The organism is Janthinobacterium foliorum (genome assembly GCF_978021625.1).
This window is the reverse complement of the sequence record NZ_CDXDQE010000022.1, coordinates 1-19,943: the sequence shown is the minus strand read 5'-3', so window position 1 is coordinate 19,943 and position 19,943 is coordinate 1. Positions and strand designations below refer to the sequence as shown.

Sequence of the window (19,943 nt, the reverse complement as noted above, 5' to 3'; positions counted from 1 at the left end):
GCTCAATAAAAGCGCGCCCCGGCGTAGCCCAGTGCCGCCAATTGCGCCCGGACCGCTTCATCGCGCTTTCTTTTTCCCGTCGCCAGGGTCAAATGGTGCAGGGTCGACGGCAAGCCGCCTGCCAGCAGCGCATCGACGTCAAGCTGCGTCAGGTACACGGCCAGGTTGCCGAGGGCGGGCAGGGCCGCGACGCCATGCAGCTGCGCCAGGGTCTTGCAGTTGCGCAGGACCAGCCATGCCAGCGCGGGATTTTCACCGAACCGCACTTCCCGTACCTTGATCTGGTCTTCCACCGACAGGCGCCGCAGGCGGGGAAAACGGCCGATGTCGCCCAGGTCTTCCAGGCCCCGCACGCGCACCACTTCCAGTTCCTCCAGCAGCGGCGCCGTGACGTGGGCGATCGACGCGCGTCCGCCCAGGATGAAGCGCAACTGACTCAAGGCCGGCATGGCGCCGATGAAGTCCACGGCATCTTTGCTCTTGATTTGCGACAGCGACAGCCTGGCCAGTGCTGGCAGGGCCGTGATGGCGGCGATGTTTTTTACATGGCCCGTGGTGTGCAGCTGCCCCAGTTGCGGCCAGTGCCGCAGCGGTGCCAGGTCGATGTTGGCCTTGCGCGTCTCGCCCAGGCTCAGGTACTCCAGCGCGCGCAGGTTCTCCAGTGCCAGGATGTCGTGTTCCTGCATGTCGTACACGCCCAGCTGCAGGCGCCGCAGGTGCCGCAGCTCGCCCAGCGTGTCCAGATTGACGGCGCTGGTATGGCAGTCGAGCGAGAGGTTGGCCGCATGCGGCAGCGCGCGCAGGATGGCGGCGTCGAACGGCGTGAAGTGATGGCCGTAGAAGCGGATTTCCAGCGCCGCGCCGCAGCTGGCTGCCAGCGCGTCGAGGTCCGCCAGCAGCGGTGTCGCATCATGGTGCTCGCCGAACTGCACGATGACCTTGCCGTCGGCGGCGATGGCGGCGCGCAGGCTTGCGGCATCGATGCTGGCTGGATTGTGGATGCGCTGCGGCTGCCTGGTTTCCGTCATTGTCATAGTCCGATGGGGTAAGTCACTTGCCTGGGGGGCGGGCAGCCTTCCGGGCCGGGGAAGGTCTGCTTGCCCGTGTCGTCATAGCGCTTGCCGCAATCGACGAGCACGCGTTTGCGGAAGGTGTAGAAGCTGGCCACCTTGCCGTTCGGGTGGTAGCAGATATTGTCGCCGTCGCGGTCGGCCGACGCGTAGCTGATCATGGACTGGCCATTCACCGTGCGCGTGCGGTGGCCGCTGCGCGGCTCCGTGCATTTGAGCTGGCCGCTTTCGTAATAGGCGTTGAAGACGGAGGTGTCGGCGGAGCGGTCGACCAGCAGTTCGGTCTTGCGCTTGCCGTTCGGGTAGTTTTCGTATCCCTCCTGGCGCTGGCCGTACTGGAAGGCGTAGTAGACCTGCGGCTTGCCGTCCGGGTAGTACATGTGGTGGTACTCGCACACGTCCTCTTGCGTGCTGCCGTACTCCTTGAAGGTGCAGCGGTGGATGTCGTTGAGCAGCTGGCCGTCCTCGTAGTATTCGCGCAGGTGGGTGAGCAGCCGGCCCTGGTCGACGATGGCCAGGCGTTCCGGCTTGCCGTTCGGGTAATAGCGCGCGTCGAGGCCCTGCTTCTTGCCGTTGTCCCACAAGGTGTCGAGGCGCAGGATCTTGCCGCTGTCGTCGAATGCCTGTTCGCGCCCGTCCAGCTGGCCATTGCGGTAGGTGGCCGTGTAGACCACGTATTCCTTGCCGGCCGGCCCCAGGTAGCGCGTGCGCGCGCCTTCGAGCACGCCAGCCTGGTAGTGGTCGCGCTGGCGCAGCGCGCCTTGCGCATCCGTGTCCAGCGCCTCTCCCTGTTTTTTGCCTTGCACAAAAGTGACGCTTTGCGTGGCCTTGTCCTTGAGCTTGAGCTTCCACGGGCCGTCGCGCAAGCCCTCGATGAAGTTGCCGTCGCCATCTTCCGTGATCCATGGCCCGTGGCGCGTGCCGTTGACGTAGTTGCCGCGCGTTTGCAGCTTGCCTCCCATGCGGCGCTCATGCGGGCCATTCAGCTGGCCGCCCGCGTAGGTGTCGAAGCCCGTCACTTCCTCCGCGTCGGCATAGTTGACCACCGTCCAGCGGCCTTCGCGCTTGCCGGCCCGGTACATGCCGCTCTCGCTCTGCCTGGGATAATCGAAGCGCCACAGGCCTTCCTGCAGGCCGTTGACGTAATTGCCCTTGACGCTGCCTTCATGCATGCCTTCGCGCACCCACATTCCCTGGCGCTTGCCCTTCACGTACTGGCCCCGCTCGACCACCGAGCCGTCATCCCAGGCCAGGCTGTAGATGACGGACGGGCCGTCTTCGCTGCCCGTGAATTGCCGCGGCGCCGTTTCCCACGTCACTTGCCACAGCCGGTAATTGGGCAGGATGCCCGCGCCCGCATCGCTGTACAGGGTATAGCTGGCCGTCAGGTAATGGCCAGCTTTTTTCAGGAAGGTTTTCTTGTAGGTGATGGCGTCCTTGCCGCCGGCCGCCACGGGCTGGCCGTCGTCGCTGTAGTAGCCGACGACGGTGCCTTGCGTATGGTCGATGGCGTCGAAGTCCGCATTGCCGCTCTTGCCGCGGGCGACGCTGTAGTCCATGGGTGCCAGCTTGGCGAGCGCCGCCTTGACTTGCCCTGCGTTCGGATTGGCGTTTTGCGCCACGATGCGGTTCAGGGCCGGCTGCAAGCCGTCCAGGCGCCGGTACTTGCCGGAACTGCGGTGGTAGCGGTAGGCGCGCAAGCCGTTCCTGTCACCCTGGCGGAACAGCACCAGCATGGTTTGCACGCTGTCGTCCGTTTCCTTGTCCAGCGAGGCGTAGAAGACGGAGCGGATGACGGCATTGCCGAACTGGTCGAGCAGCACGGGTTTCGCGCTGCCGCTCTTGCACTCGCAGTAGTAGCCATTCACGCCGTCCTTGTCCTTGAGGAAGGCGATATCGAGGCCGCTGTCTTGCGAGGCGCTGATGGCGGGATGGGCGAGGCTCCTGCCTTCGTAAAAGGGGCTGGCGTGGGCCAGCGCGGAGCAGAGGAGCAAAGGCAGAAGCAGACGTTTCATCGTGAGGCTGGCGCCGGGCGCCGCTATGGAAAGGCCACGATTCTGCCTGCGATCTTCCTTGTGGGCAAATGCACGCGCACCTATCGTGCGTGGGTGCGCAGGCGTGCCCGCGCACCGGCGCGCGCTTTAGGGTTGGTGCGCGGCGCAGAAGTCCAGCAGCAGCTGCTCGCCTTCCGGCCAGGGGCCGTAGCCGGCGTCGCCATTGATATGGCCGGCGTCGCCGATCATGGTGAAATCGCTGCCCCAGGCGGCGGCGAAGGCGCGCGCCCGCGCGAAGCTCACGTAGGGATCATCGCCGCTGGCGACCACCAGGCTGGGAAAGGGCAGGGCTTGCAGCGGCATCGGCGCAAAGCCTGTCGTGCCGGCGGGGTAGGAGGGCGCTTCCACGTCGCTGGGGGCGACGAGGAAGGCGCCGGCGATTTTGTGCGGCGAGCCGCTGGCAGCCCAGTGGGCCACCAGCACGCAGGCCAGGCTGTGCGCCGCCAGCACGGGCGGGCGGGCGCACGCGGCGATGGCGCGATCGAGTTCCGCCACCCAGGCGTCCTTGTCCGGCGTCTGCCATTCACCGTGCGGCACGCGCGACCATTGCGGGTGGCGCGCTTCCCAGCGGGTTTGCCAGTGCTGCGGCCCGGAATTCCACAGGCCGGCCAGGGTCAGGACGAGAGGCGACATCATTTTTTCTCCTTTTGAAACGCCTGATCAAATCATAGCGAGCGGCAAAGCATTGTGGCCGAGACGCGCAGCCGTGCGCAGGCACAGCGGGCATCGCAGGCCGCAAGGCGCGCCGCGCAGCAGACTTGATCTGGCATGTTCAGAGCTCCGTGCGAAGGGCGAAGAGTTCAGGAAACAATACCACGTCGAGCATCTTGCGCAAGTAGCTCACGCCCGCCGTGCCGCCCGTGCCCGTCTTGAAGCCGATGATGCGTTCCACCGTCGTCACGTGGCGGAAGCGCCAGAAGCGGAACGCCGTCTCCAGGTCCACCAGCTTTTCGGCCAGTTCATACAGGGCCCAGTGCTTCGACGGGTCGCGGTAGACTTCCAGCCACGCCGCCTTGACGGAGGCGTCGGCGGCCGTGGGCAGGGTCCAGTCGGCGTCCAGGCGCTCGGGGGTGATAGGCAGCCCGCTGCGCGCCAGCAGCTTGATGGCTTCATCGTAGACGGATGGCGTGCGCAGGGCGGCGTCCAGCACCTTGTAGGTTTCGGGCGCCGTCGTATGCACGTTGAGCAGGGCGGCGTTCTTGTTTCCCAGGATGAATTCGATTTCGCGGTACTGGTAGGACTGGAAGCCGGACGAGGCGCCCAGGTAGGGGCGGATGGCCGTGTATTCCGGCGGCGTCATGGTGGCCAGCACATCCCAGGCATGCACCAGCTGGTCCATGATGCGCGCCACGCGGGCCAGCATCTTGAAGGCAGGCGCCAGATCGCCGCTTTGCAGGTTGGCGCGCACGGCGTGCATCTCGTGCAGCATCAGCTTCATCCACAGTTCGCTGGTCTGGTGCTGCACGATGAAGAGCATCTCGTTGTGGTTGGGCGAGAGCGGATGCTGGGCCGTGAGGATGCGGTCCAGTGCCAGGTAATTCCCATAGCTCATCGATTCGCTGAAGTCCATCTGCGCGCCATGCCACTCCGCGCCTTGCCGGGCGCCTGCGTGCATGGGGCAGCCGCTGCTATTGTCTTTGCTCATGGTGTTATCCTGGTCCGGGGTCAGGTGACGGCATCGCGCTTGGCGGCGATGTCGTAGGCTTGCGTGTCGAGGATGTCGCGCAGGATTTCGACGGCATCCCACACGTCGGCAAAGCTGGTGTACAGCGGCGTGAAACCGAAGCGCATGATGGCCGGTTCGCGGTAGTCGCCGATCACGCCGCGCGCGATCAGCGCCTGCATCACGGCATAGCCGTGCGGATGCGTGAAACTCACCTGGCTGCCGCGGCGTGCGTGCTCGCGCGGCGTGACGAGACCCAGCGGATGACTGGCGCAGCGCTGTTCCACCAGTGCGATGAACATATCGGTCAGGGCCAGCGATTTGTGGCGGATGGCTTCCATGCTGGTCTGCGCGAAGATCTCCAGGCCGCATTCGACCAGGGCCAGCGAGAGAATCGGCTGCGTGCCGCACAGGGCGCGGGCGATGCCGTCGGCGGGCGCGAAGCCCGGCTCCATGGCGAACGGCGCCGCATGGCCCCACCAGCCGGACAAAGGCTGGCGGAAGCGCGCCTGGTGTTTTTCCGGCACCCAGATGAAGGCGGGCGAGCCGGGACCGCCATTCAGGTATTTATAGGTGCAGCCGACGGCCAGGTCGGCGCCGGCGCCATTCAGGTCCAGCGGCACGGCACCGGCCGAATGGGCCAGGTCCCACAATGCCAGCGCGCCGCGCGCGTGGCAATGGCTGCTGATGGCGGCCATGTCGTGCTGGTAGCCGGTGCGGTAGTTCACGTGCGTGAGCATGGCGACGGCGCAGTCGGCGTCGATCGCGTGCGCCAGCTCCGCGGGGCTGTCGACCAGGCGCAACTGGTAGCCACGGTCCAGCCATGCGGCCAGGCCTTGCGCCATGTACAGGTCCGTCGGGAAATTGCTGCGCTCGCTGACGATGATGCGTCGCGCGGCATGCGCCGGATCGGCGGCCTGCATCTGCAGGGCGGCGGCCAAGGCCTTGAACAGGTTGACGGAGGTGGTGTCGGTGATGACCACTTCGCCCGTGTGCGCGCCCAGCAGCGGCGCCAGGCGGTCGCCCAGGCGCCGGGGCAGGTCGAACCAGCCGGCCGTGTTCCAGCTGCGGATCAGGTCCGTGCCCCATTCGGCCGTGATGACCTGCTGGGCGCGCGCCAGCGCCGCTGTCGGCCGCGCGCCGAGCGAGTTGCCGTCGAGGTAAATCACGCCGGCGGGCAGGTCGAACTGCAGGCGCAGGGGCGCCAGCGGGTCGTCGAGGTCGCGCGCACTGCAGTCGTGTCGAGAAATCATGGTGGCTTTCATGTTGATACTTATCAGGATGGCATGATATTACTTGAGGCTTGAAGTATCACGCAGGAGCCGGCAGTGTAACAAATCCCGTCAATAACGCCAGATTTGCGGCGGGAAAGGCATCCGAAAAATCCCTGTCTGCGGGGCGTCAACGAAAAAAATCACGATTTTTAAAAATATTTTCAAAAAACCCTAAAGTTCCGCCAAACGCTGCCGTCAACGATTACATGAACGGCAGAAATCGGTCGCGCAGGCGGAACAGGTTTTTGAAATATTTTTCAAAAAAGCCCTAAAGTTCCTGTCGAGGCCGCCGTTACATAGCTTAGTAGGCTTGATTAAGGTCAAGTTGTTGTAAAAAAGTGATATTAATTGCAGGCCGTAAACCAGCCAAATCTGGTGTCCTGCGTACTTCCCACATCCGCGCCGCCACAGGCGTGCGACCATGATCGCGTGGTGTTTGTCAGACAAACACCTACGATCCTATCCGTCATTCCCCGACCAAAAATACAGAGCTGCACCTCTGTTGCGTTTGATGTTGCTCCTGCAGAATGTATCTCACTGGCAATACACACTGCCAGCAGAATTCAACGGATTGAGGAGATGGAAATGACTGCTAACGATATGATGGCTGAGATTCGCGACGCTAACCTGAGCTACCTGATGCTGGCCCAGCAAATGATTCGTGCAGACAAGGTAACGGCCATCTTCCGTTTGGGCATTGCCGCCGAAATCGCCGAACTGATCGAAGGCATGAGTAATGCCCAGATCCTGAAACTGGCTGGCGGCAACATGATGCTGGCCCGCTTCCGTTTCGACGACAGCGCCATCCTGGGCATGCTGACGAACTACAATAAAGACCGCTCGCTGGCCCAGTCGCACGCCGCCATCCTGATGGCCGGCCAGGGCGTGGAAGAAATCGCCTAGGTTCCCGCCAGGACGTCCATGGCGGCGTCGCTTGCCTCGTCGTGCATGCGTACTGCCTTCGGCGACGCGGCCTGGCCTGAATATTTTGCCGGAAACCTTCAGTTAGCATCAGTAAAATGTGGAGCAGCCAGCATGGCCAAGAAAAGTGTCGTATCGGAAGCGCAGGAAATCCAGCTGGCCATCGAATTGATTCAGCTGGGCGCCCGTCTGCAATTGCTGGAGACGGAAGTGTCGCTGTCGCGCGAGCGCCTGCTGAACCTGTACAAGGAATTGAAGGGCGTTTCCCCGCCGAAGGGCATGCTGCCGTTTTCCACCGACTGGTTCCTCACCTGGCAGCCGAACATCCATTCCTCGCTGTTCATCAATATCCATAAATTTCTCGTCGAGCACGCCGGCGCCACGGGCATCGAAGCCGTGATGAAGGCATATAAACTGTACCTGGAGCAAATGCCGCCTGAGGCGGGCGAAGAGCCGCTGCTGTCGCTGACGCGCGCCTGGACCCTGGTGCGCTTTTTCAGCAGCAAGATGCTGGCCATGGCGCCCTGCGGCAAGTGTGGCGGCAAGTTTGTCGTCAACTGCCTGGACCTGAATGCCGATTATGTCTGCGGCCTGTGCCACATGCCTTCGCGGGCCGGCAAGACCAAGAAGGCGCGCGATGAGGCGGCCGCCGCAGTGCCGGGCTTGCCTGTCTGAGCTGCACCTCGATATAAGGAAAGCCGGAGCCGGTCGCCTGACCGCGCTCCGGCTTTTTCATGTCTCCATTGTCATGCCGGCATCGCTTACACTGGCGTTTTTTCCTTTCACTTGGCCATGCTGCAACAAATCCTCCGCGCGCCCGCGCTCAAGGCCATCCTGATCCAGGTGCTGGCTTTTCCCTTGATGTTGCTGCTGGTGTATGGACTGGCGCGTGCCGGCGTCGCCATGTCCCTGCTGGCCGTGGCGGGCGTGCAGGGCGCGCTGGCGGCGGCCATCACCTGGCGCGCGGGCCTGGCGCGCTGGTGGTGCGCCATCGGCCTGCTGTTCGCGCCGGCCTTGCTGGGCGCCAGCCGGCTGGATCTGCCGCCCGGCGTTTTCCTGCTGGCCTTTATTTTCCTGCTGAGCCTGTACTGGTCCACCTTTCGCACGCAAGTGCCGTTCTATCCCTCGGGGCCGAAGGTCTGGCAAGCCGTGGCGGAGTTGATCGCGCAGCGGCCCGGCGTGCGCCTGGTCGATATCGGCAGCGGCCTGGGCGGACTGGTGCTGGACCTGGCGAGGCGCCGGCCGGACGGGCAATTCGACGGCATCGAACTGGCGCCGCTGCCCTGGCTGGTAAGCCGTTTGCGCGCGCGGCTGGGGCGTAGCCGCGCGCGTTTCCTGCGCGGCGACTATGAGGCGCTTGATTTCGGCCAGTACGATGCGGTGTTCGCCTACCTGTCGCCGGCGGCGATGGCGGCCCTGTGGGTCAAGGCGGAAAGGGAAATGTTGCCTGGTAGTATGCTTCTTAGTTACGAATTCAAGATTGCCGCGCGGGCACCGGATAAGACCATTGCCGCCACAGAGCGTGGCCCCTTGCTCTACATATGGTGCTTTTAAGCAATTGTCTGCGTTATTTGCTTGCCCGGAGGACAATCTCACGTTATTGTAGTTCCACACGGCATTTTGTTGAAATAGTGTTGAAATGCGGGCCGTTTCAATCTACCTTCGGTTACTTTTTTGCCGCTGCTCTCCGCCCGCGGCACAGCCGCCGGCCGCAGGGAGCTGGTTTGAGCATGCCGGGCGCGTCAGCCCGGTCCTAATTGGGAGTCAGGGCACTTGTTAGTCATAATCGGATACATCATCGTCTGCGCCTCGGTCTTTGGCGGTTTCGCGCTGGCGGGCGGCCATCTGGCGGCGCTGTTCCAGCCGCTGGAACTGCTGATGATCGGCGGCGCCGCCCTGGGCGCCTTTCTTGTTGGTAACAATAACAAGGCGATCAAGGCTACCCTGGCCGCCTTGCCCAGCCTGTTCAAGGGCTCGCGCTACACCAAAGAACTGTACATGGAGCTGATGTCGCTGCTGTTTGAAGTGTTGAGCAAGGTGCGCAAGGAAGGCTTGATGTCGATCGAAGGCGACATCGACAAGCCGGAAGAAAGCCCGCTGTTTTCCAAGTATCCGGCCGTGCTGGCCGACCATCACATCGTCGAATTCATGACCGATTACCTGCGCCTGATGGTGTCGGGCAATATGGATGCGTTCCAGATCGAAAACCTGATGGACAACGAGATCGAGACGCACCATCACGAAGGCGCCGTGCCGGCCCACGTGATCGCCAAGGTGGGCGACGGCTTGCCCGCCTTCGGTATCGTCGCCGCCGTCATGGGCGTGGTGCACACGATGGAATCGGTGGGCATTCCGCCGGCCGAACTGGGCATGCTGATCGCGCACGCGCTGGTCGGCACCTTCCTCGGCATCCTGCTCGCTTACGGCTTCGTTGGTCCCCTGGCCAGCCTGCTGGAGCAGAAGCTGGAAGAGTCGAGCAAGATGTTCCAGTGCGTGAAGGTGACCCTGCTGGCCAGCCTGAACGGCTATGCGCCGGCGCTGGCCGTGGAGTTCGGCCGCAAGGTCCTGTTCTCGACGGAACGCCCGACGTTCAACGAGCTGGAAGACCACATCAAGAAATCGAAAACGAAGTAAGCAGTGAAAATACGCCTGGATACCATGAGTCATTTGCAGCACACGGAAGGGGGACGCCATGGCCGATGAAGGCATGCGCCCGATTATCGTCAAGCGTATCAAGAAGACGGCTGGCGGGCACCATGGCGGGGCGTGGAAAATCGCCTACGCCGACTTTGTCACGGCCATGATGGCCTTCTTCCTGCTCATGTGGCTGCTGGGCTCCACGTCGAAGGGCGACTTGAACGGCATTTCCGAATTCTTCAAGACGCCCCTGAAAGTGGCGATGGCGGGCGGTTCCGGCAGCGGCGAAAGCAATTCCGTGATCCAGGGCGGCGGCCAGGACCTGTCGCGCCAGGATGGGCAGGTGCGCAAGGCGCAGGAAGAGCAGCAGCGCAAGTCCTTCGACCTCAATTCGGCCAAGGCCGCGCTGGAGCGCGAAGAGGGCCGGCGCCTGCAGGCGCTGAAGGCGCGCATCGAAGCGACCATCGACGCCAATCCGCTGCTGAAAAAGTACAAGAACCAGCTGCTGCTCGACATCACCAGCGAGGGCTTGCGCATCCAGATCGTCGACGAGCAGAACCGTCCGATGTTTGCGCTGGCCAATGCCAATCTGCAGCCATACACCAAGGAAATCCTGCATGCCATCGGCTCCGTGCTCAATGAAGTGCCGAACCGGATCGGCCTGTCCGGGCATACGGATTCGACGCCGTACATGAGCGATGCCGGCTACAGCAACTGGGAACTGTCGGCCGACCGGGCGAATGCGTCGCGGCGCGAACTGGTGATCGGCGGCATGAAGGAAGAAAAAGTATTGCGCGTGGTGGGCCTGGGCTCGGCCGCGCACCTCGACAAGCTCGACCCGTTCAACCCGATCAACCGGCGCATCAGCATCATCGTCATGAACAAGCGCACGGAAGAAAACGTCCTGCGCGATGGTTCGGCGATGGAGCTGCCGGTGAGCGACGCCGCTTCCGCCGCCGTCGCCTCGGGGCTGGTGGCCAGTTCGCCGCCTGCGGCAGCTCCCGTCCCCAGCCCGGCAGCGGCGAAAAAATAACACGCAAGGCCCGTCAACGCGTGGTGTATTGAAACAATGAGACCTTTATGACAAGAAAGAAAATACTTGGCTCGCATGTGAAGCGCCTGCTGTCTGGCGTGTCGGACCATGGCCGCAAGCACTTGACGGAGGTGGAAACCGACCTGGTGCAGACCGGCATCTTGCTGGAAGAGGCGATCGAGAAGCTGTCCTTCAATTTCATGGCGATCCATGCGGCCGTTGCGGCGCAGCAGGACACGATCGCCATGCTGCTCGACGGCGGCGTGCCGCCGGCGGAGCAGCGGGAAAAACTGCTGGCGCTGCAGGACGAGGTGGGGGGCTATGTGAATGCCGCCATCACCAGCCTGCAGTTCCAGGACATGACCAGCCAGCTGATCGAGCGCACCTTGAAGCGCGTGACGGGCTTGCGCGAATTCCTCGGCACCCTCGGTTCGCACGGCGCGGAAATGCTGCCGGAGAGCGACAATGAAGAAATCGTCGCCCTGCTGGGGCGGGTCAGCATGGCGCTGGCGATACAAAGCCTGGAGCTGCGCAGCGTGCTGCGCAAGGCCGTCAGCCAGCAGCATTTGGAAAGTGGCGACATCGAGCTGTTCTAGCATGCCAATGCGGAGCGCTTGCGGTTGCATGGATTGATTAATCAAATACTCGGGCAGGATGCCCGGAATAAGTGGGAGCAAAGATGGCCAAAACGATACTTGCAGTGGACGATTCCAGCTCATTGCGCCAGATGGTGGCGTTCAGCCTGAAAGCCGCCGGTTACCAGGTGGTGGAGGCCGTCGACGGCCAGGATGGACTGGAAAAAGCCAAGCTGCAAACCGTGGACCTGGTCTTGACGGACCAGAACATGCCGCGCATGGACGGCCTGGAGCTGATCAAGCTGCTGCGTGAGCTGCCGACCTACCAGAAGGTGCCCATCCTGATGCTGACGACGGAATCGTCCGATGAAATGAAGTCGAAGGGACGTGCCGCCGGCGCCAATGGCTGGCTGGTGAAGCCGTTCGATCCGCAACGCCTGATCGAAGTGGTCAAGAAGGTGATTGGCTGATGCCAGCCGCGCAGCGCAACGATGCACATGACGGAGTCACCCTATGACCATCGATATTAGCCAGTTTTTTCAGGTCTTTTTCGATGAGGCCGAAGAACTGCTGGCTGAAAAAGAACGGCTGCTGCTGGCCGTCGATATTGCGGCGCCCGACGCCGAAGACCTGAATGCCATTTTCCGCACCGCCCATTCGATCAAGGGCGGCGCATCGACGTTCGGCCTGTCCGACATGAGCGAGGTGACGCATATCCTCGAGTCGCTGCTCGACCGCATCCGCCAGGGCCAGATGGCCCTGACGGCGGAACACGTCGACGCCTTCCTGGCGGCCAAGGATATCCTCAAGATGCAGCTCGACGGCCACCGCCTGGGCAGCCCCGTCGACCAGGATGCCGTCGCCAACGTGCGCATGATGCTGCAGTCGTTCTCGCAGGACGTGCCCGTGGCGGCGCTCACGCCCGTCGCGCCGGCTTTCCATACGGCGGAAAAGGAAGTCGTCAGCCATGCCGGCGGCCAGCGCTACCGCCTGGAGCTGCCGACGATGGAAGCGCGCGAAGTCGACGCGCTGGCGGCCGAACTGGGCTTGCTGGGCGACGTCGTCGTATCGAGCCTGGCCGACGCGCGCAAGGTGCTGGAAGTCACGACGCATGAAAGCCTGGACGATATCCTGGCCATCTGCTCGTTCGTGCTCAATCCGGACGACATGGTGATCACGCAGGCGCCGCCGCTGGCGCCCGGCGAAGCCGATGCGGCCCAGGCGGCCCGCGCGGCACAGGAAAAAGCCCAGGGCTACGGTTTCTTCGATCCCTTGCCGGCACCGGCCGCCGCGCAGGCACCGGCCGATCCCGGCTATGGCTTTTTCCAGCCGCTGGATGAAATCCGCGCCGCCGCCGGCGTGCAGAGCGACGCCGAACGCGGCTACGGCTTCTTCCAGCCGCTGGAGCAGATCCGCGCCGACGCGGCCAAGGCCAGTCCCGTGGCGTCCGCGGCTGCCGCCGCGCCCGTGACGGCAGCGGCCGATGCGGAGCAGGACAAGAAGCCGGCCAAGAAAGAGGGCGACAAGGCGGGTGCCGAATCGTCGTCGATCCGCGTCTCGATTGAAAAGGTCGACCAGCTGATCAACCTGGTGGGCGAACTGGTGATCACGCAGGCGATGATCGAGCAGCGCGCCGGCGCGCTCGACCCGATGCTGCATGAAAAACTGCTCGACAGCGTCAGCCACCTGACGCGCAATACGCGCGACTTGCAGGAAGCGGTGATGTCGATCCGCATGATGCCGATGGATTTCGTCTTCTCGCGCTTCCCGCGCATGGTGCGCGACCTGGCGACCAAGCTGGGCAAGAAGGTCGATTTCATCACGAACGGCGCCGCCACGGAGCTCGACAAGGGCCTCATCGAGCGCATCGTCGATCCGCTGACGCACCTGGTGCGCAACAGTATCGACCACGGCGTGGAAATGCCGGCCGCACGCGTGGCCGCCGGCAAGACGGAAGCGGGCCGTTTGTTCCTGTCGGCCAGCCACCAGGGCGGCAACATCATCATCGAAGTATCCGATGACGGCGCGGGCTTGAACCGCGAGCGCATCCTGGCCAAGGCCATGCAGCAAGGGCTGGACGTGTCCGAGACGATGAGCGACGCCGAAGTGTGGCAGCTGATCTTCGCGCCCGGTTTCTCCACCGCCGAAGCGGTGACCGACGTGTCGGGCCGCGGCGTGGGCATGGATGTCGTCAAGCGCAATATCAGCGCCATGGGCGGCGTGGTGGACATCCGCTCGGCCAAGGGCTTCGGCACGACGATTTCCATCTCGCTGCCGCTGACCCTGGCCATTCTCGACGGCATGTCGATCCGCGTCGGCGACGAGGTATATATTCTGCCGCTTGGCTTTGTCATCGAATCGCTGCAGCCGGCCGTCGAAGACATCAAGGACATCAGCGGCAAGGGGCAAGTGGTGAAGGTGCGCGGCGAATACCTGCCACTGATCCCGCTGTACCAGATGTTCGACATCGCGCCGCGCTTTACCAGCCCGTCCGAAGGCATCTGCGTGATCCTCGAGACGGAAGGGCGCAAGGCGGCGCTGTTCGTCGACGACCTGGTGGGCCAGCAGCAAGTCGTGGTGAAGAACCTCGAATCGAATTACCGCAAGGTGGTGGGCATCTCCGGCGCCACCATCCTGGGCGACGGCGGCGTGTCGCTGATTCTCGACGTCGCCGCCCTGATCCGCTCCTCCCGCCAGCTGGCGGACGAGTCCATTTTTTCGTAACACCGATAGATAAAGATAGGAAAACGCACCATGTCAGATACTCAAGCACTTTCCGGCAGCAAACCGGGCGACGGCAAGGACATCGCCGGCCGTGAATTCCTCGCCTTTACCCTGGGCTCGGAAGAGTACGGCATCGATATCCTGAAAGTCCAGGAAATCCGCGGCTACGAAGCGGTCACCCGCATCGCCAACGCGCCTGAATTCATCAAGGGCGTGATCAACCTGCGCGGCATCATCATTCCCGTGGTCGACATGCGCATCAAGTTCAACCTGGGCACGCCCGTGTACGACCAGTTCACGGTGGTGATCATCCTGAACATCGGTGGCCGCATCGTCGGCATGGTGGTCGACAGCGTCTCCGACGTGACCACCCTGAGCCCGGAGCAGGTCAAGCCGGCGCCGGAAATGGGCACCGCCTTCTCGACCGACTACATGATCGGCCTGGGCACCATCGACGAGCGCATGCTGATCCTGGTCGACATCGACAAGCTGATGTCGAGCAGCGAGATGGGCCTGATCGACAAGCTGGCCGCGTAAGCTGGCTGGCAGGCGGCGCCAGGGGCGCCGCCGTTTCACCGCAAAGTATCACTACAGATATGCATGTACCGGCACAGCCAGAGGTGTGCCGGCAGGCTGCAAGGTCCGTCAGAGACCAGGCCACAACACGGCGCCGTCCGGTTGAACGGGCGCCGTTCACACATCTATATTGGAGACTGTAATGAGTTTGCGCGATTTTAAGATAGGCACGCGGCTGGGGTTTGGCTTTGGCAGCATCCTCGCCATCCTGGTGGTGGTGGTCGTTTCGGCGAATGCACTGAATTACCGTAACAAGGCCCAGCTGCTGAGCGGGCTGGCAGTGGCAAGCGAAAAGAATACGCAGGCATCGCTGATGAAAAGCGCGATGCTGGAAACGGGCATCGCCATGCGCAATATCGGCTTGCAGGGCGACGTGGGCCTGATGCAGGCGGAAGAAAACAAGGTGCGCGAGCAGCGCAAGCTGTACGACGGCGCGCGCGCGAAGCTCGCTGGCCTGGGCCTGTCCGATAGCGAGCAGGCGCTGCTGGCGAATATTTCCAAGGTCGATGGCGACGTCGATGCCGCCTTCAAGGAGGCGATGGGGCAGGTGCTGGCGTTTAACAGCGAAGGCGCGGCCAAGGTCATCGCCACGCGCATCGACCCGCTGAACAAGAAGACGCTGGCCGACATCAACAAGCTGCTCGACCTGCAGCACGTGGCGCAGCAAAGCTTCATGGATGGCTCGCTGGCGGCCGATGCGCGCCTGATGACGGTACTATTGATCCTGGGCGGCGTGGCCGTGGCCATCGGCGCCTGGTGCGCCGTCTTCATCACGCGCTCGATCACGCAGCCCTTGTCTGGCGCGCTGGCAGTGGCGCAGAAGGTGGCGGCGGGCGAGCTGACGTCGCGCGTGGTGGTCGAAGGCAAGGATGAAACGAGCGCGCTGCAGCAGGCATTGAAGGACATGAACGACAGCCTGGTGCAGACGGTCAGCAACGTGCGCAACGGAACGGAAACCATCACCTTGGCGTCGCGCGAGATCGCCAGCGGCAATGCGGACCTGTCGGCGCGCACGGAACACCAGGCCAGTTCGCTGGAGGAGACGGCGTCGTCGATGGAAGAACTGACGTCGACCGTGAAGCAGAACGCGGACAATGCGCGCCAGGCCAACCAGCTGGCCGTGTCGGCATCGTCGGTGGCGGAGCAGGGCGGCAAGGTGGTGGCGCAAGTGGTCGATACGATGGGTTCCATCAAGGACAGTTCGCGCAAGATCGTCGATATTATCGGTGTCATCGACGGCATCGCCTTCCAGACGAATATCCTGGCCTTGAATGCGGCCGTGGAAGCGGCGCGCGCGGGCGAGCAGGGGCGCGGTTTTGCCGTGGTGGCGACGGAAGTGCGCAACCTGGCGCAACGCTCGGCTGGCGCGGCAAAAGAGATCAAGGGCCTGATCGGCGACTCGGTGGACAAGGTCGACGCGGGCAGCCGCCTGGTGGACGAGGCGGGGCAGACCATGGGCCTGATCGTCACTTCGATCCGGCAGGTGGCCGATATCATGGGCGAGATCACGGCGGCGACGCAGGAGCAAAGCCATGGCATCGAAGAGGTCAACCAGGCCATCGCGCAGATGGACCAGATGACGCAGCAGAACGCGGCGCTGGTCGAGGAAGCGGCGGCGGCGGCCGAAAGCATGCAGGACCAGGCGCAGATGCTGGCGGACGCCGTCAGCATCTTCAAGCTCGGTGGCGAAAGCCGCGCGCCCGCCGCGGTGCAGGCGGCCGTTGCCGCGCCTGCCAAGGCGGTGGCGGCGCGTCCGGCCCTGAAGGCGGCCGGCACGGCGCGGGCGGCAAGGGTTGCAAAGGCGGAAAAGGCGGCAGCGCCGGCACCCGCGAAAAAGCTGGCGGCGGCCGGCGGCGACGATTGGGAAGAGTTTTAAGACCTCCCCCGGTCCCGCTAGTTATACTGCAAAGGCATTGTTCAGAGTAGTCATAGAGAGGTAAAAACAAATGCCGCAAACTAAAACGGATTCGGTCAAGGAGTTTGACTTCACCGGCAAGGACTTCGAGCGGGTCCGCGCCATGATTTACAAGCGGGCCGGCATCGCGCTGGCCGACAGCAAGCAGGAGATGGTCTACAGCCGCCTGGCGCGGCGTTTGCGGGCGACCGGCATTTCCTCGTTCGTCCGCTACCTGGACGACCTGGAAGCGGGTCGCATGGGCGACGAGTGGGAGGCCTTCACGAATGCGCTGACGACCAACCTGACGTCGTTCTTCCGCGAAGCGCATCACTTCCCCCTGCTGGCCGAGCACGTGAAGAAATTGAGCGGGCCGATCACCATCTGGTGTTCGGCCAGTTCCACCGGCGAAGAGCCGTATTCGATCGCCATGACGGTGTGCGAGGCGTTCAACACCCTGACGCCGCCGGTCACCATCATCGCCACCGATATCGACACGAACGTGCTGGCCACGGCCGCCAATGGCGTCTACAACCTGGACCGCCTGGACAAGATGCCGGCCGACCGCGCGCGGCGCTTCTTCTTGCGCGGCAAGGGCGACCGCGAGGGGCAGGTGCGGGTACGCCCGGAACTGCGCCAGATGATCACCTTCAAGCCGCTCAATTTGCTGGCCGACAGCTGGCCGCTGACGGGCCAGTTCGACGTCATCTTCTGCCGTAACGTGATGATTTATTTTGACAAGGCGACCCAGCGCAAGATCCTGGCGCGCTTTGTGCCGTTGATGAAACCCGATGCCCTGCTGTTCGCGGGCCATTCGGAGAATTTTCTGTACGTGTCGGATTCATTGAAGCTGCGCGGTAAAACAGTCTATGAGCTCGACCAGCCAAGGGGCAGCGCGCCCAAGGCATCGTTGCATCGTACATGAGAGTGAAATATGAGCCTGGAACCCAAAGAGCAATTCGCCACTAACGTCTATTACGACAGGACGTTCAATTGTGACGCCGCCAAGATCCTGCCCGGTGAGTACTACTTCACCAACAAGGACATGCTGATCGTCACCGTGCTGGGCTCCTGCGTCTCGGCCTGCATCCGCGACCGCGTGACGGGCCTGGGCGGCATGAACCATTTCATGCTGCCGGACGGCGGCAGCGACCCGAATAGCCCGATCTCGGCCTCCATGCGCTATGGCACCTACGCCATGGAAATCCTGATCAACGACCTGCTGAAGGCGGGCGCGCGGCGCGAGAACATGGAAGCGAAGGTATTCGGCGGCGGCGCCGTGCTGCGCGGCTTCACGGCCATCAACGTGGGCGAGCGCAACGCGGCCTTCGTCATCAACTACCTGAAGGCGGAAAAGATGCGCGTGGTGGCGGAAGACCTGAACGACATCCACCCGCGCAAGGTGTATTTTTTCCCCCGCAGCGGCAAGGTGCTGGTGAAAAAGCTGATGCAGACGCATAACGATACGCTGGTGCGCCGCGAACTCGATTACGCCAGCCGCCTGAAAGTCGCACCGGTCGGCGGCGAGATCGAGCTGTTTTAACAAACACCGGGCCAAACCTGCTGTGCGCCGGGCTTTTGTCCCATGCGCTATACAGGCTTGCCAGGTGTACTTACCGATGAAGAATAAGGGCCGCCAGGCCTGGAAGGATGACTATGAAGATCAAGGTATTGATCGTGGATGATTCGGCGCTGATCCGCAGCGTCATGACGGAAATTGTAAACAGCCAGCCCGACATGGAAGTCGTGGGCGCGGCGCCCGATCCGCTGGTGGCGCGCGAGATGATCAAGCAGACCAATCCGGACGTGCTGACCCTGGACGTCGAGATGCCGAAGATGGATGGCCTCGATTTCCTGGAAAAGCTGATGCGCTTGCGCCCGATGCCGGTGCTGATGGTGTCGTCGCTGACGGAGCGCGGTTCGGAGATCACCATGCGCGCGCTGGAACTGGGCGCCGTCGATTTCGTCACCAAGCCGAAGATCTCGATCCAGAGCGGCATGCGCGAATATACGGACATGATCGCCGACAAGATCCGCGCCGCCTCCAAGGCGCGCATCCGCGCGCGCACCCTGCCGTCGGCCAGCGACAAGACGGCCGCGCCGCTGCCGGCCTTGCGCAGCCCGCTGACGTCGAGTGAAAAGCTGATCATCGTGGGCGCCTCGACGGGCGGCACGGAAGCGATCCGCGAATTCCTCATGCAGATGCCGTCCGATTGCCCCGGCATTTTGATCACGCAGCACATGCCCGAAGGCTTCACGCGCTCGTTCGCGCGGCGCCTCGATTCCCTGTGCAAGATCTCGGTGCAGGAAGCGGCGGGCGGCGAACGGGTGCTCCCCGGCCACGCCTACATCGCGCCCGGCCATTCGCACCTGACCCTGACGCGCAGCGGCGCCAACTACATGACCAAGATCGACCAGGGCGAACCGGTCAACCGCCACCGTCCGTCCGTCGACGTGCTGTTCCGCTCGGCCGCGCAGTCGGCCGGCAAGAATGCCGTCGGCGTGATCCTCACCGGCATGGGCAAGGATGGCGCGCAAGGCATGCTGGAGATGAAGGCGGCAGGAGCGTATAATTTCGCCCAGGATGAAGCCAGCTGCGTGGTGTTCGGCATGCCGCGCGAGGCCATCGCCATCGGGGCTGCACATGAGGTCGGTGCCCTGACGGCGCTGCCCGGCATGGTGCTGGGCCACCTGGCGGCACATGGCATGCGCGCTTTGCGCGTGTAAGCCACGTTTTATATGATCTGAGGCAAGTTTGTTCGCCTAAAAGCAACGAAAATGCTATCCTACAACTTGCTGCCGTAGTGTCGACCATAATGTCGGCATTCATGTCGATATTATTAACAAACCGCTACAGAAACAACGGAGTTATTCATGGCTGATCCAAAGATGAAATTTTTAGTCGTTGACGATTTTTCGACGATGCGCCGCATTGTCCGGAATCTGTTGAAGGAACTGGGTTATGCCAACGTCGACGAGGCGGAAGACGGCGTCATGGGCCTGGCCAAGCTGCGCGCGGAATCGTACGATTTCGTTGTCTCGGACTGGAACATGCCGAACATGGATGGCCTGACGATGCTGCAGCATATCCGCGCCGATCCGGCACTGGCCAAGCTGCCCGTGCTGATGGTGACGGCTGAAGCGAAAAAGGAAAACATCATCGCCGCCGCACAAGCGGGCGCCAGCGGTTATGTGGTCAAGCCGTTCACGGCCGCGACCCTCGATGAAAAGCTGAACAAGATTTTCGAGAAGCTGGAAAAAGCCGGCGCCTGATCCAGCTTGGAGCGTTATTGCGAAAAACGCTGCCCGTGCAAACCGGCAGCGTTTTTTTTGGCTATGTCACCGTCAAGTGTGGGAACGCTCCCAGCGTTGCTTTCAATAACGTTTCTGGTGAACGGATGCGTCTGGCGTCGAGTATCCAGCGCCATCCCAGGTAGTTTGGCAGATAGCGCGTCGCCACGCCGTGAAACGGCCTTAACCATTCGCGCAGGCGGCTGTGATACGCATTGACGTTCTGCACGT

19 protein-coding genes and 1 pseudogene are annotated in these 19,943 nt (G+C 62.9%); 14 read left to right on the top strand and 6 right to left on the bottom strand.

The window, feature by feature from the left end; all coding sequences use genetic code 11:
- Nucleotides 1–2 precede the first annotated feature (2 nt).
- From ACZ92H_RS28555 to kynU, 5 genes are all read right to left on the bottom strand, one after another.
- On the bottom strand, nucleotides 3–1,028 hold the full coding sequence (locus ACZ92H_RS28555) for a leucine-rich repeat domain-containing protein (protein WP_465051878.1): 1,026 nt from the start codon (nucleotides 1,026–1,028) through the stop codon (nucleotides 3–5).
- 2 nt (nucleotides 1,029–1,030) lie between these two features.
- On the bottom strand, nucleotides 1,031–3,085 hold the full coding sequence (locus tag ACZ92H_RS28550) for a toxin-antitoxin system YwqK family antitoxin (protein WP_465051879.1): 2,055 nt from the start codon (nucleotides 3,083–3,085) through the stop codon (nucleotides 1,031–1,033).
- Nucleotides 3,086–3,211: 126 nt separating this feature from the next.
- The gene (locus tag ACZ92H_RS28545; protein ID WP_465051880.1) at nucleotides 3,212–3,760 is read right to left on the bottom strand and encodes an RBBP9/YdeN family alpha/beta hydrolase; all 549 of its coding nucleotides are present in this window, start codon (nucleotides 3,758–3,760) and stop codon (nucleotides 3,212–3,214) included.
- A gap of 136 nt (nucleotides 3,761–3,896) precedes the next feature.
- Nucleotides 3,897–4,769 (bottom strand): tryptophan 2,3-dioxygenase, encoded by an 873-nt coding sequence (kynA, locus tag ACZ92H_RS28540; protein WP_465051881.1) that lies wholly within the window; start codon nucleotides 4,767–4,769, stop codon nucleotides 3,897–3,899.
- Nucleotides 4,770–4,789: 20 nt separating this feature from the next.
- Complete coding sequence (kynU, locus tag ACZ92H_RS28535) at nucleotides 4,790–6,040, bottom strand: kynureninase (protein ID WP_131378388.1); 1,251 nt, start codon at nucleotides 6,038–6,040, stop codon at nucleotides 4,790–4,792.
- Between the two features lie 606 nt (nucleotides 6,041–6,646).
- Between kynU and flhD the strand changes: the two genes are divergently transcribed.
- The 14 genes from flhD (at nucleotide 6,647) to cheY (ending at nucleotide 19,694) form a co-directional block, all read left to right on the top strand.
- Nucleotides 6,647–6,964 carry a flagellar transcriptional regulator FlhD gene (gene flhD, locus ACZ92H_RS28530; protein ID WP_034758381.1) on the top strand — a complete coding sequence of 106 codons (318 nt, stop codon included), beginning with the start codon at nucleotides 6,647–6,649 and terminating at the stop codon, nucleotides 6,962–6,964.
- Between the two features lie 132 nt (nucleotides 6,965–7,096).
- The gene (gene flhC, locus ACZ92H_RS28525) at nucleotides 7,097–7,657 is read left to right on the top strand and encodes a flagellar transcriptional regulator FlhC (RefSeq protein ID WP_131378390.1); all 561 of its coding nucleotides are present in this window, start codon (nucleotides 7,097–7,099) and stop codon (nucleotides 7,655–7,657) included.
- 117 nt (nucleotides 7,658–7,774) lie between these two features.
- Nucleotides 7,775–8,536: an SAM-dependent methyltransferase gene (locus ACZ92H_RS28520; protein WP_465051882.1), complete on the top strand. Its 762-nt coding sequence runs from the start codon at nucleotides 7,775–7,777 to the stop codon at nucleotides 8,534–8,536.
- Nucleotides 8,537–8,755: 219 nt separating this feature from the next.
- Nucleotides 8,756–9,616, top strand: coding sequence for a flagellar motor stator protein MotA (gene motA / locus ACZ92H_RS28515; protein ID WP_092799779.1), 861 nt, complete (start codon nucleotides 8,756–8,758; stop codon nucleotides 9,614–9,616).
- A 58-nt stretch (nucleotides 9,617–9,674) separates the two neighbouring features.
- Nucleotides 9,675–10,652 carry a flagellar motor protein MotB gene (gene motB / locus ACZ92H_RS28510; protein WP_131378394.1) on the top strand — a complete coding sequence of 326 codons (978 nt, stop codon included), beginning with the start codon at nucleotides 9,675–9,677 and terminating at the stop codon, nucleotides 10,650–10,652.
- 47 nt (nucleotides 10,653–10,699) lie between these two features.
- Nucleotides 10,700–11,248 carry a chemotaxis protein gene (locus tag ACZ92H_RS28505; protein ID WP_092799775.1) on the top strand — a complete coding sequence of 183 codons (549 nt, stop codon included), beginning with the start codon at nucleotides 10,700–10,702 and terminating at the stop codon, nucleotides 11,246–11,248.
- A gap of 83 nt (nucleotides 11,249–11,331) precedes the next feature.
- On the top strand, nucleotides 11,332–11,697 hold the full coding sequence (locus tag ACZ92H_RS28500) for a response regulator (RefSeq protein WP_034758362.1): 366 nt from the start codon (nucleotides 11,332–11,334) through the stop codon (nucleotides 11,695–11,697).
- A gap of 43 nt (nucleotides 11,698–11,740) precedes the next feature.
- Complete coding sequence (gene cheA / locus ACZ92H_RS28495; protein WP_465051883.1) at nucleotides 11,741–13,951, top strand: chemotaxis protein CheA; 2,211 nt, start codon at nucleotides 11,741–11,743, stop codon at nucleotides 13,949–13,951.
- Nucleotides 13,952–13,981: 30 nt separating this feature from the next.
- Complete coding sequence (locus ACZ92H_RS28490; RefSeq protein WP_092799771.1) at nucleotides 13,982–14,488, top strand: chemotaxis protein CheW; 507 nt, start codon at nucleotides 13,982–13,984, stop codon at nucleotides 14,486–14,488.
- Nucleotides 14,489–14,669: 181 nt separating this feature from the next.
- A complete protein-coding gene (locus ACZ92H_RS28485) occupies nucleotides 14,670–16,403 on the top strand; it encodes a methyl-accepting chemotaxis protein (RefSeq protein ID WP_465051884.1) in 1,734 nt (577 codons plus the stop codon).
- 70 nt (nucleotides 16,404–16,473) lie between these two features.
- Nucleotides 16,474–17,346, top strand: coding sequence for a CheR family methyltransferase (locus ACZ92H_RS28480; RefSeq protein WP_131378400.1), 873 nt, complete (start codon nucleotides 16,474–16,476; stop codon nucleotides 17,344–17,346).
- A gap of 9 nt (nucleotides 17,347–17,355) precedes the next feature.
- Entirely contained in the window at nucleotides 17,356–17,964 is a 609-nt protein-coding gene (cheD, locus tag ACZ92H_RS28475; protein ID WP_131378402.1) for a chemoreceptor glutamine deamidase CheD, read from the top strand.
- A gap of 113 nt (nucleotides 17,965–18,077) precedes the next feature.
- Nucleotides 18,078–19,148 carry a protein-glutamate methylesterase/protein-glutamine glutaminase gene (locus ACZ92H_RS28470; RefSeq protein ID WP_092799765.1) on the top strand — a complete coding sequence of 357 codons (1,071 nt, stop codon included), beginning with the start codon at nucleotides 18,078–18,080 and terminating at the stop codon, nucleotides 19,146–19,148.
- Nucleotides 19,149–19,295: 147 nt separating this feature from the next.
- Nucleotides 19,296–19,694 (top strand): chemotaxis response regulator CheY, encoded by a 399-nt coding sequence (cheY, locus tag ACZ92H_RS28465; protein ID WP_010396677.1) that lies wholly within the window; start codon nucleotides 19,296–19,298, stop codon nucleotides 19,692–19,694.
- 61 nt (nucleotides 19,695–19,755) lie between these two features.
- Here the strand turns inward: cheY and ACZ92H_RS28460 are convergent.
- Nucleotides 19,756–19,943, bottom strand: a pseudogene (locus ACZ92H_RS28460) (IS1595 family transposase); the annotation flags it as partial.

Coding starts and splice junctions, on each gene's coding strand:
- ACZ92H_RS28555 (WP_465051878.1), bottom strand. CDS start 1,028: ATGACGGAAACCAGGCAGCCGCAGCGCATCCACAATCCAGCCAGCATC.
- ACZ92H_RS28550 (WP_465051879.1), bottom strand. CDS start 3,085: ATGAAACGTCTGCTTCTGCCTTTGCTCCTCTGCTCCGCGCTGGCCCAC.
- ACZ92H_RS28545 (WP_465051880.1), bottom strand. CDS start 3,760: ATGATGTCGCCTCTCGTCCTGACCCTGGCCGGCCTGTGGAATTCCGGG.
- kynA (WP_465051881.1), bottom strand. CDS start 4,769: ATGAGCAAAGACAATAGCAGCGGCTGCCCCATGCACGCAGGCGCCCGG.
- kynU (WP_131378388.1), bottom strand. CDS start 6,040: ATGATTTCTCGACACGACTGCAGTGCGCGCGACCTCGACGACCCGCTG.
- flhD (WP_034758381.1), top strand. CDS start 6,647: ATGACTGCTAACGATATGATGGCTGAGATTCGCGACGCTAACCTGAGC.
- flhC (WP_131378390.1), top strand. CDS start 7,097: ATGGCCAAGAAAAGTGTCGTATCGGAAGCGCAGGAAATCCAGCTGGCC.
- ACZ92H_RS28520 (WP_465051882.1), top strand. CDS start 7,775: ATGCTGCAACAAATCCTCCGCGCGCCCGCGCTCAAGGCCATCCTGATC.
- motB (WP_131378394.1), top strand. CDS start 9,675: ATGGCCGATGAAGGCATGCGCCCGATTATCGTCAAGCGTATCAAGAAG.
- ACZ92H_RS28505 (WP_092799775.1), top strand. CDS start 10,700: ATGACAAGAAAGAAAATACTTGGCTCGCATGTGAAGCGCCTGCTGTCT.
- ACZ92H_RS28500 (WP_034758362.1), top strand. CDS start 11,332: ATGGCCAAAACGATACTTGCAGTGGACGATTCCAGCTCATTGCGCCAG.
- cheA (WP_465051883.1), top strand. CDS start 11,741: ATGACCATCGATATTAGCCAGTTTTTTCAGGTCTTTTTCGATGAGGCC.
- ACZ92H_RS28490 (WP_092799771.1), top strand. CDS start 13,982: ATGTCAGATACTCAAGCACTTTCCGGCAGCAAACCGGGCGACGGCAAG.
- ACZ92H_RS28485 (WP_465051884.1), top strand. CDS start 14,670: ATGAGTTTGCGCGATTTTAAGATAGGCACGCGGCTGGGGTTTGGCTTT.
- ACZ92H_RS28480 (WP_131378400.1), top strand. CDS start 16,474: ATGCCGCAAACTAAAACGGATTCGGTCAAGGAGTTTGACTTCACCGGC.
- cheD (WP_131378402.1), top strand. CDS start 17,356: ATGAGCCTGGAACCCAAAGAGCAATTCGCCACTAACGTCTATTACGAC.
- ACZ92H_RS28470 (WP_092799765.1), top strand. CDS start 18,078: ATGAAGATCAAGGTATTGATCGTGGATGATTCGGCGCTGATCCGCAGC.
- cheY (WP_010396677.1), top strand. CDS start 19,296: ATGGCTGATCCAAAGATGAAATTTTTAGTCGTTGACGATTTTTCGACG.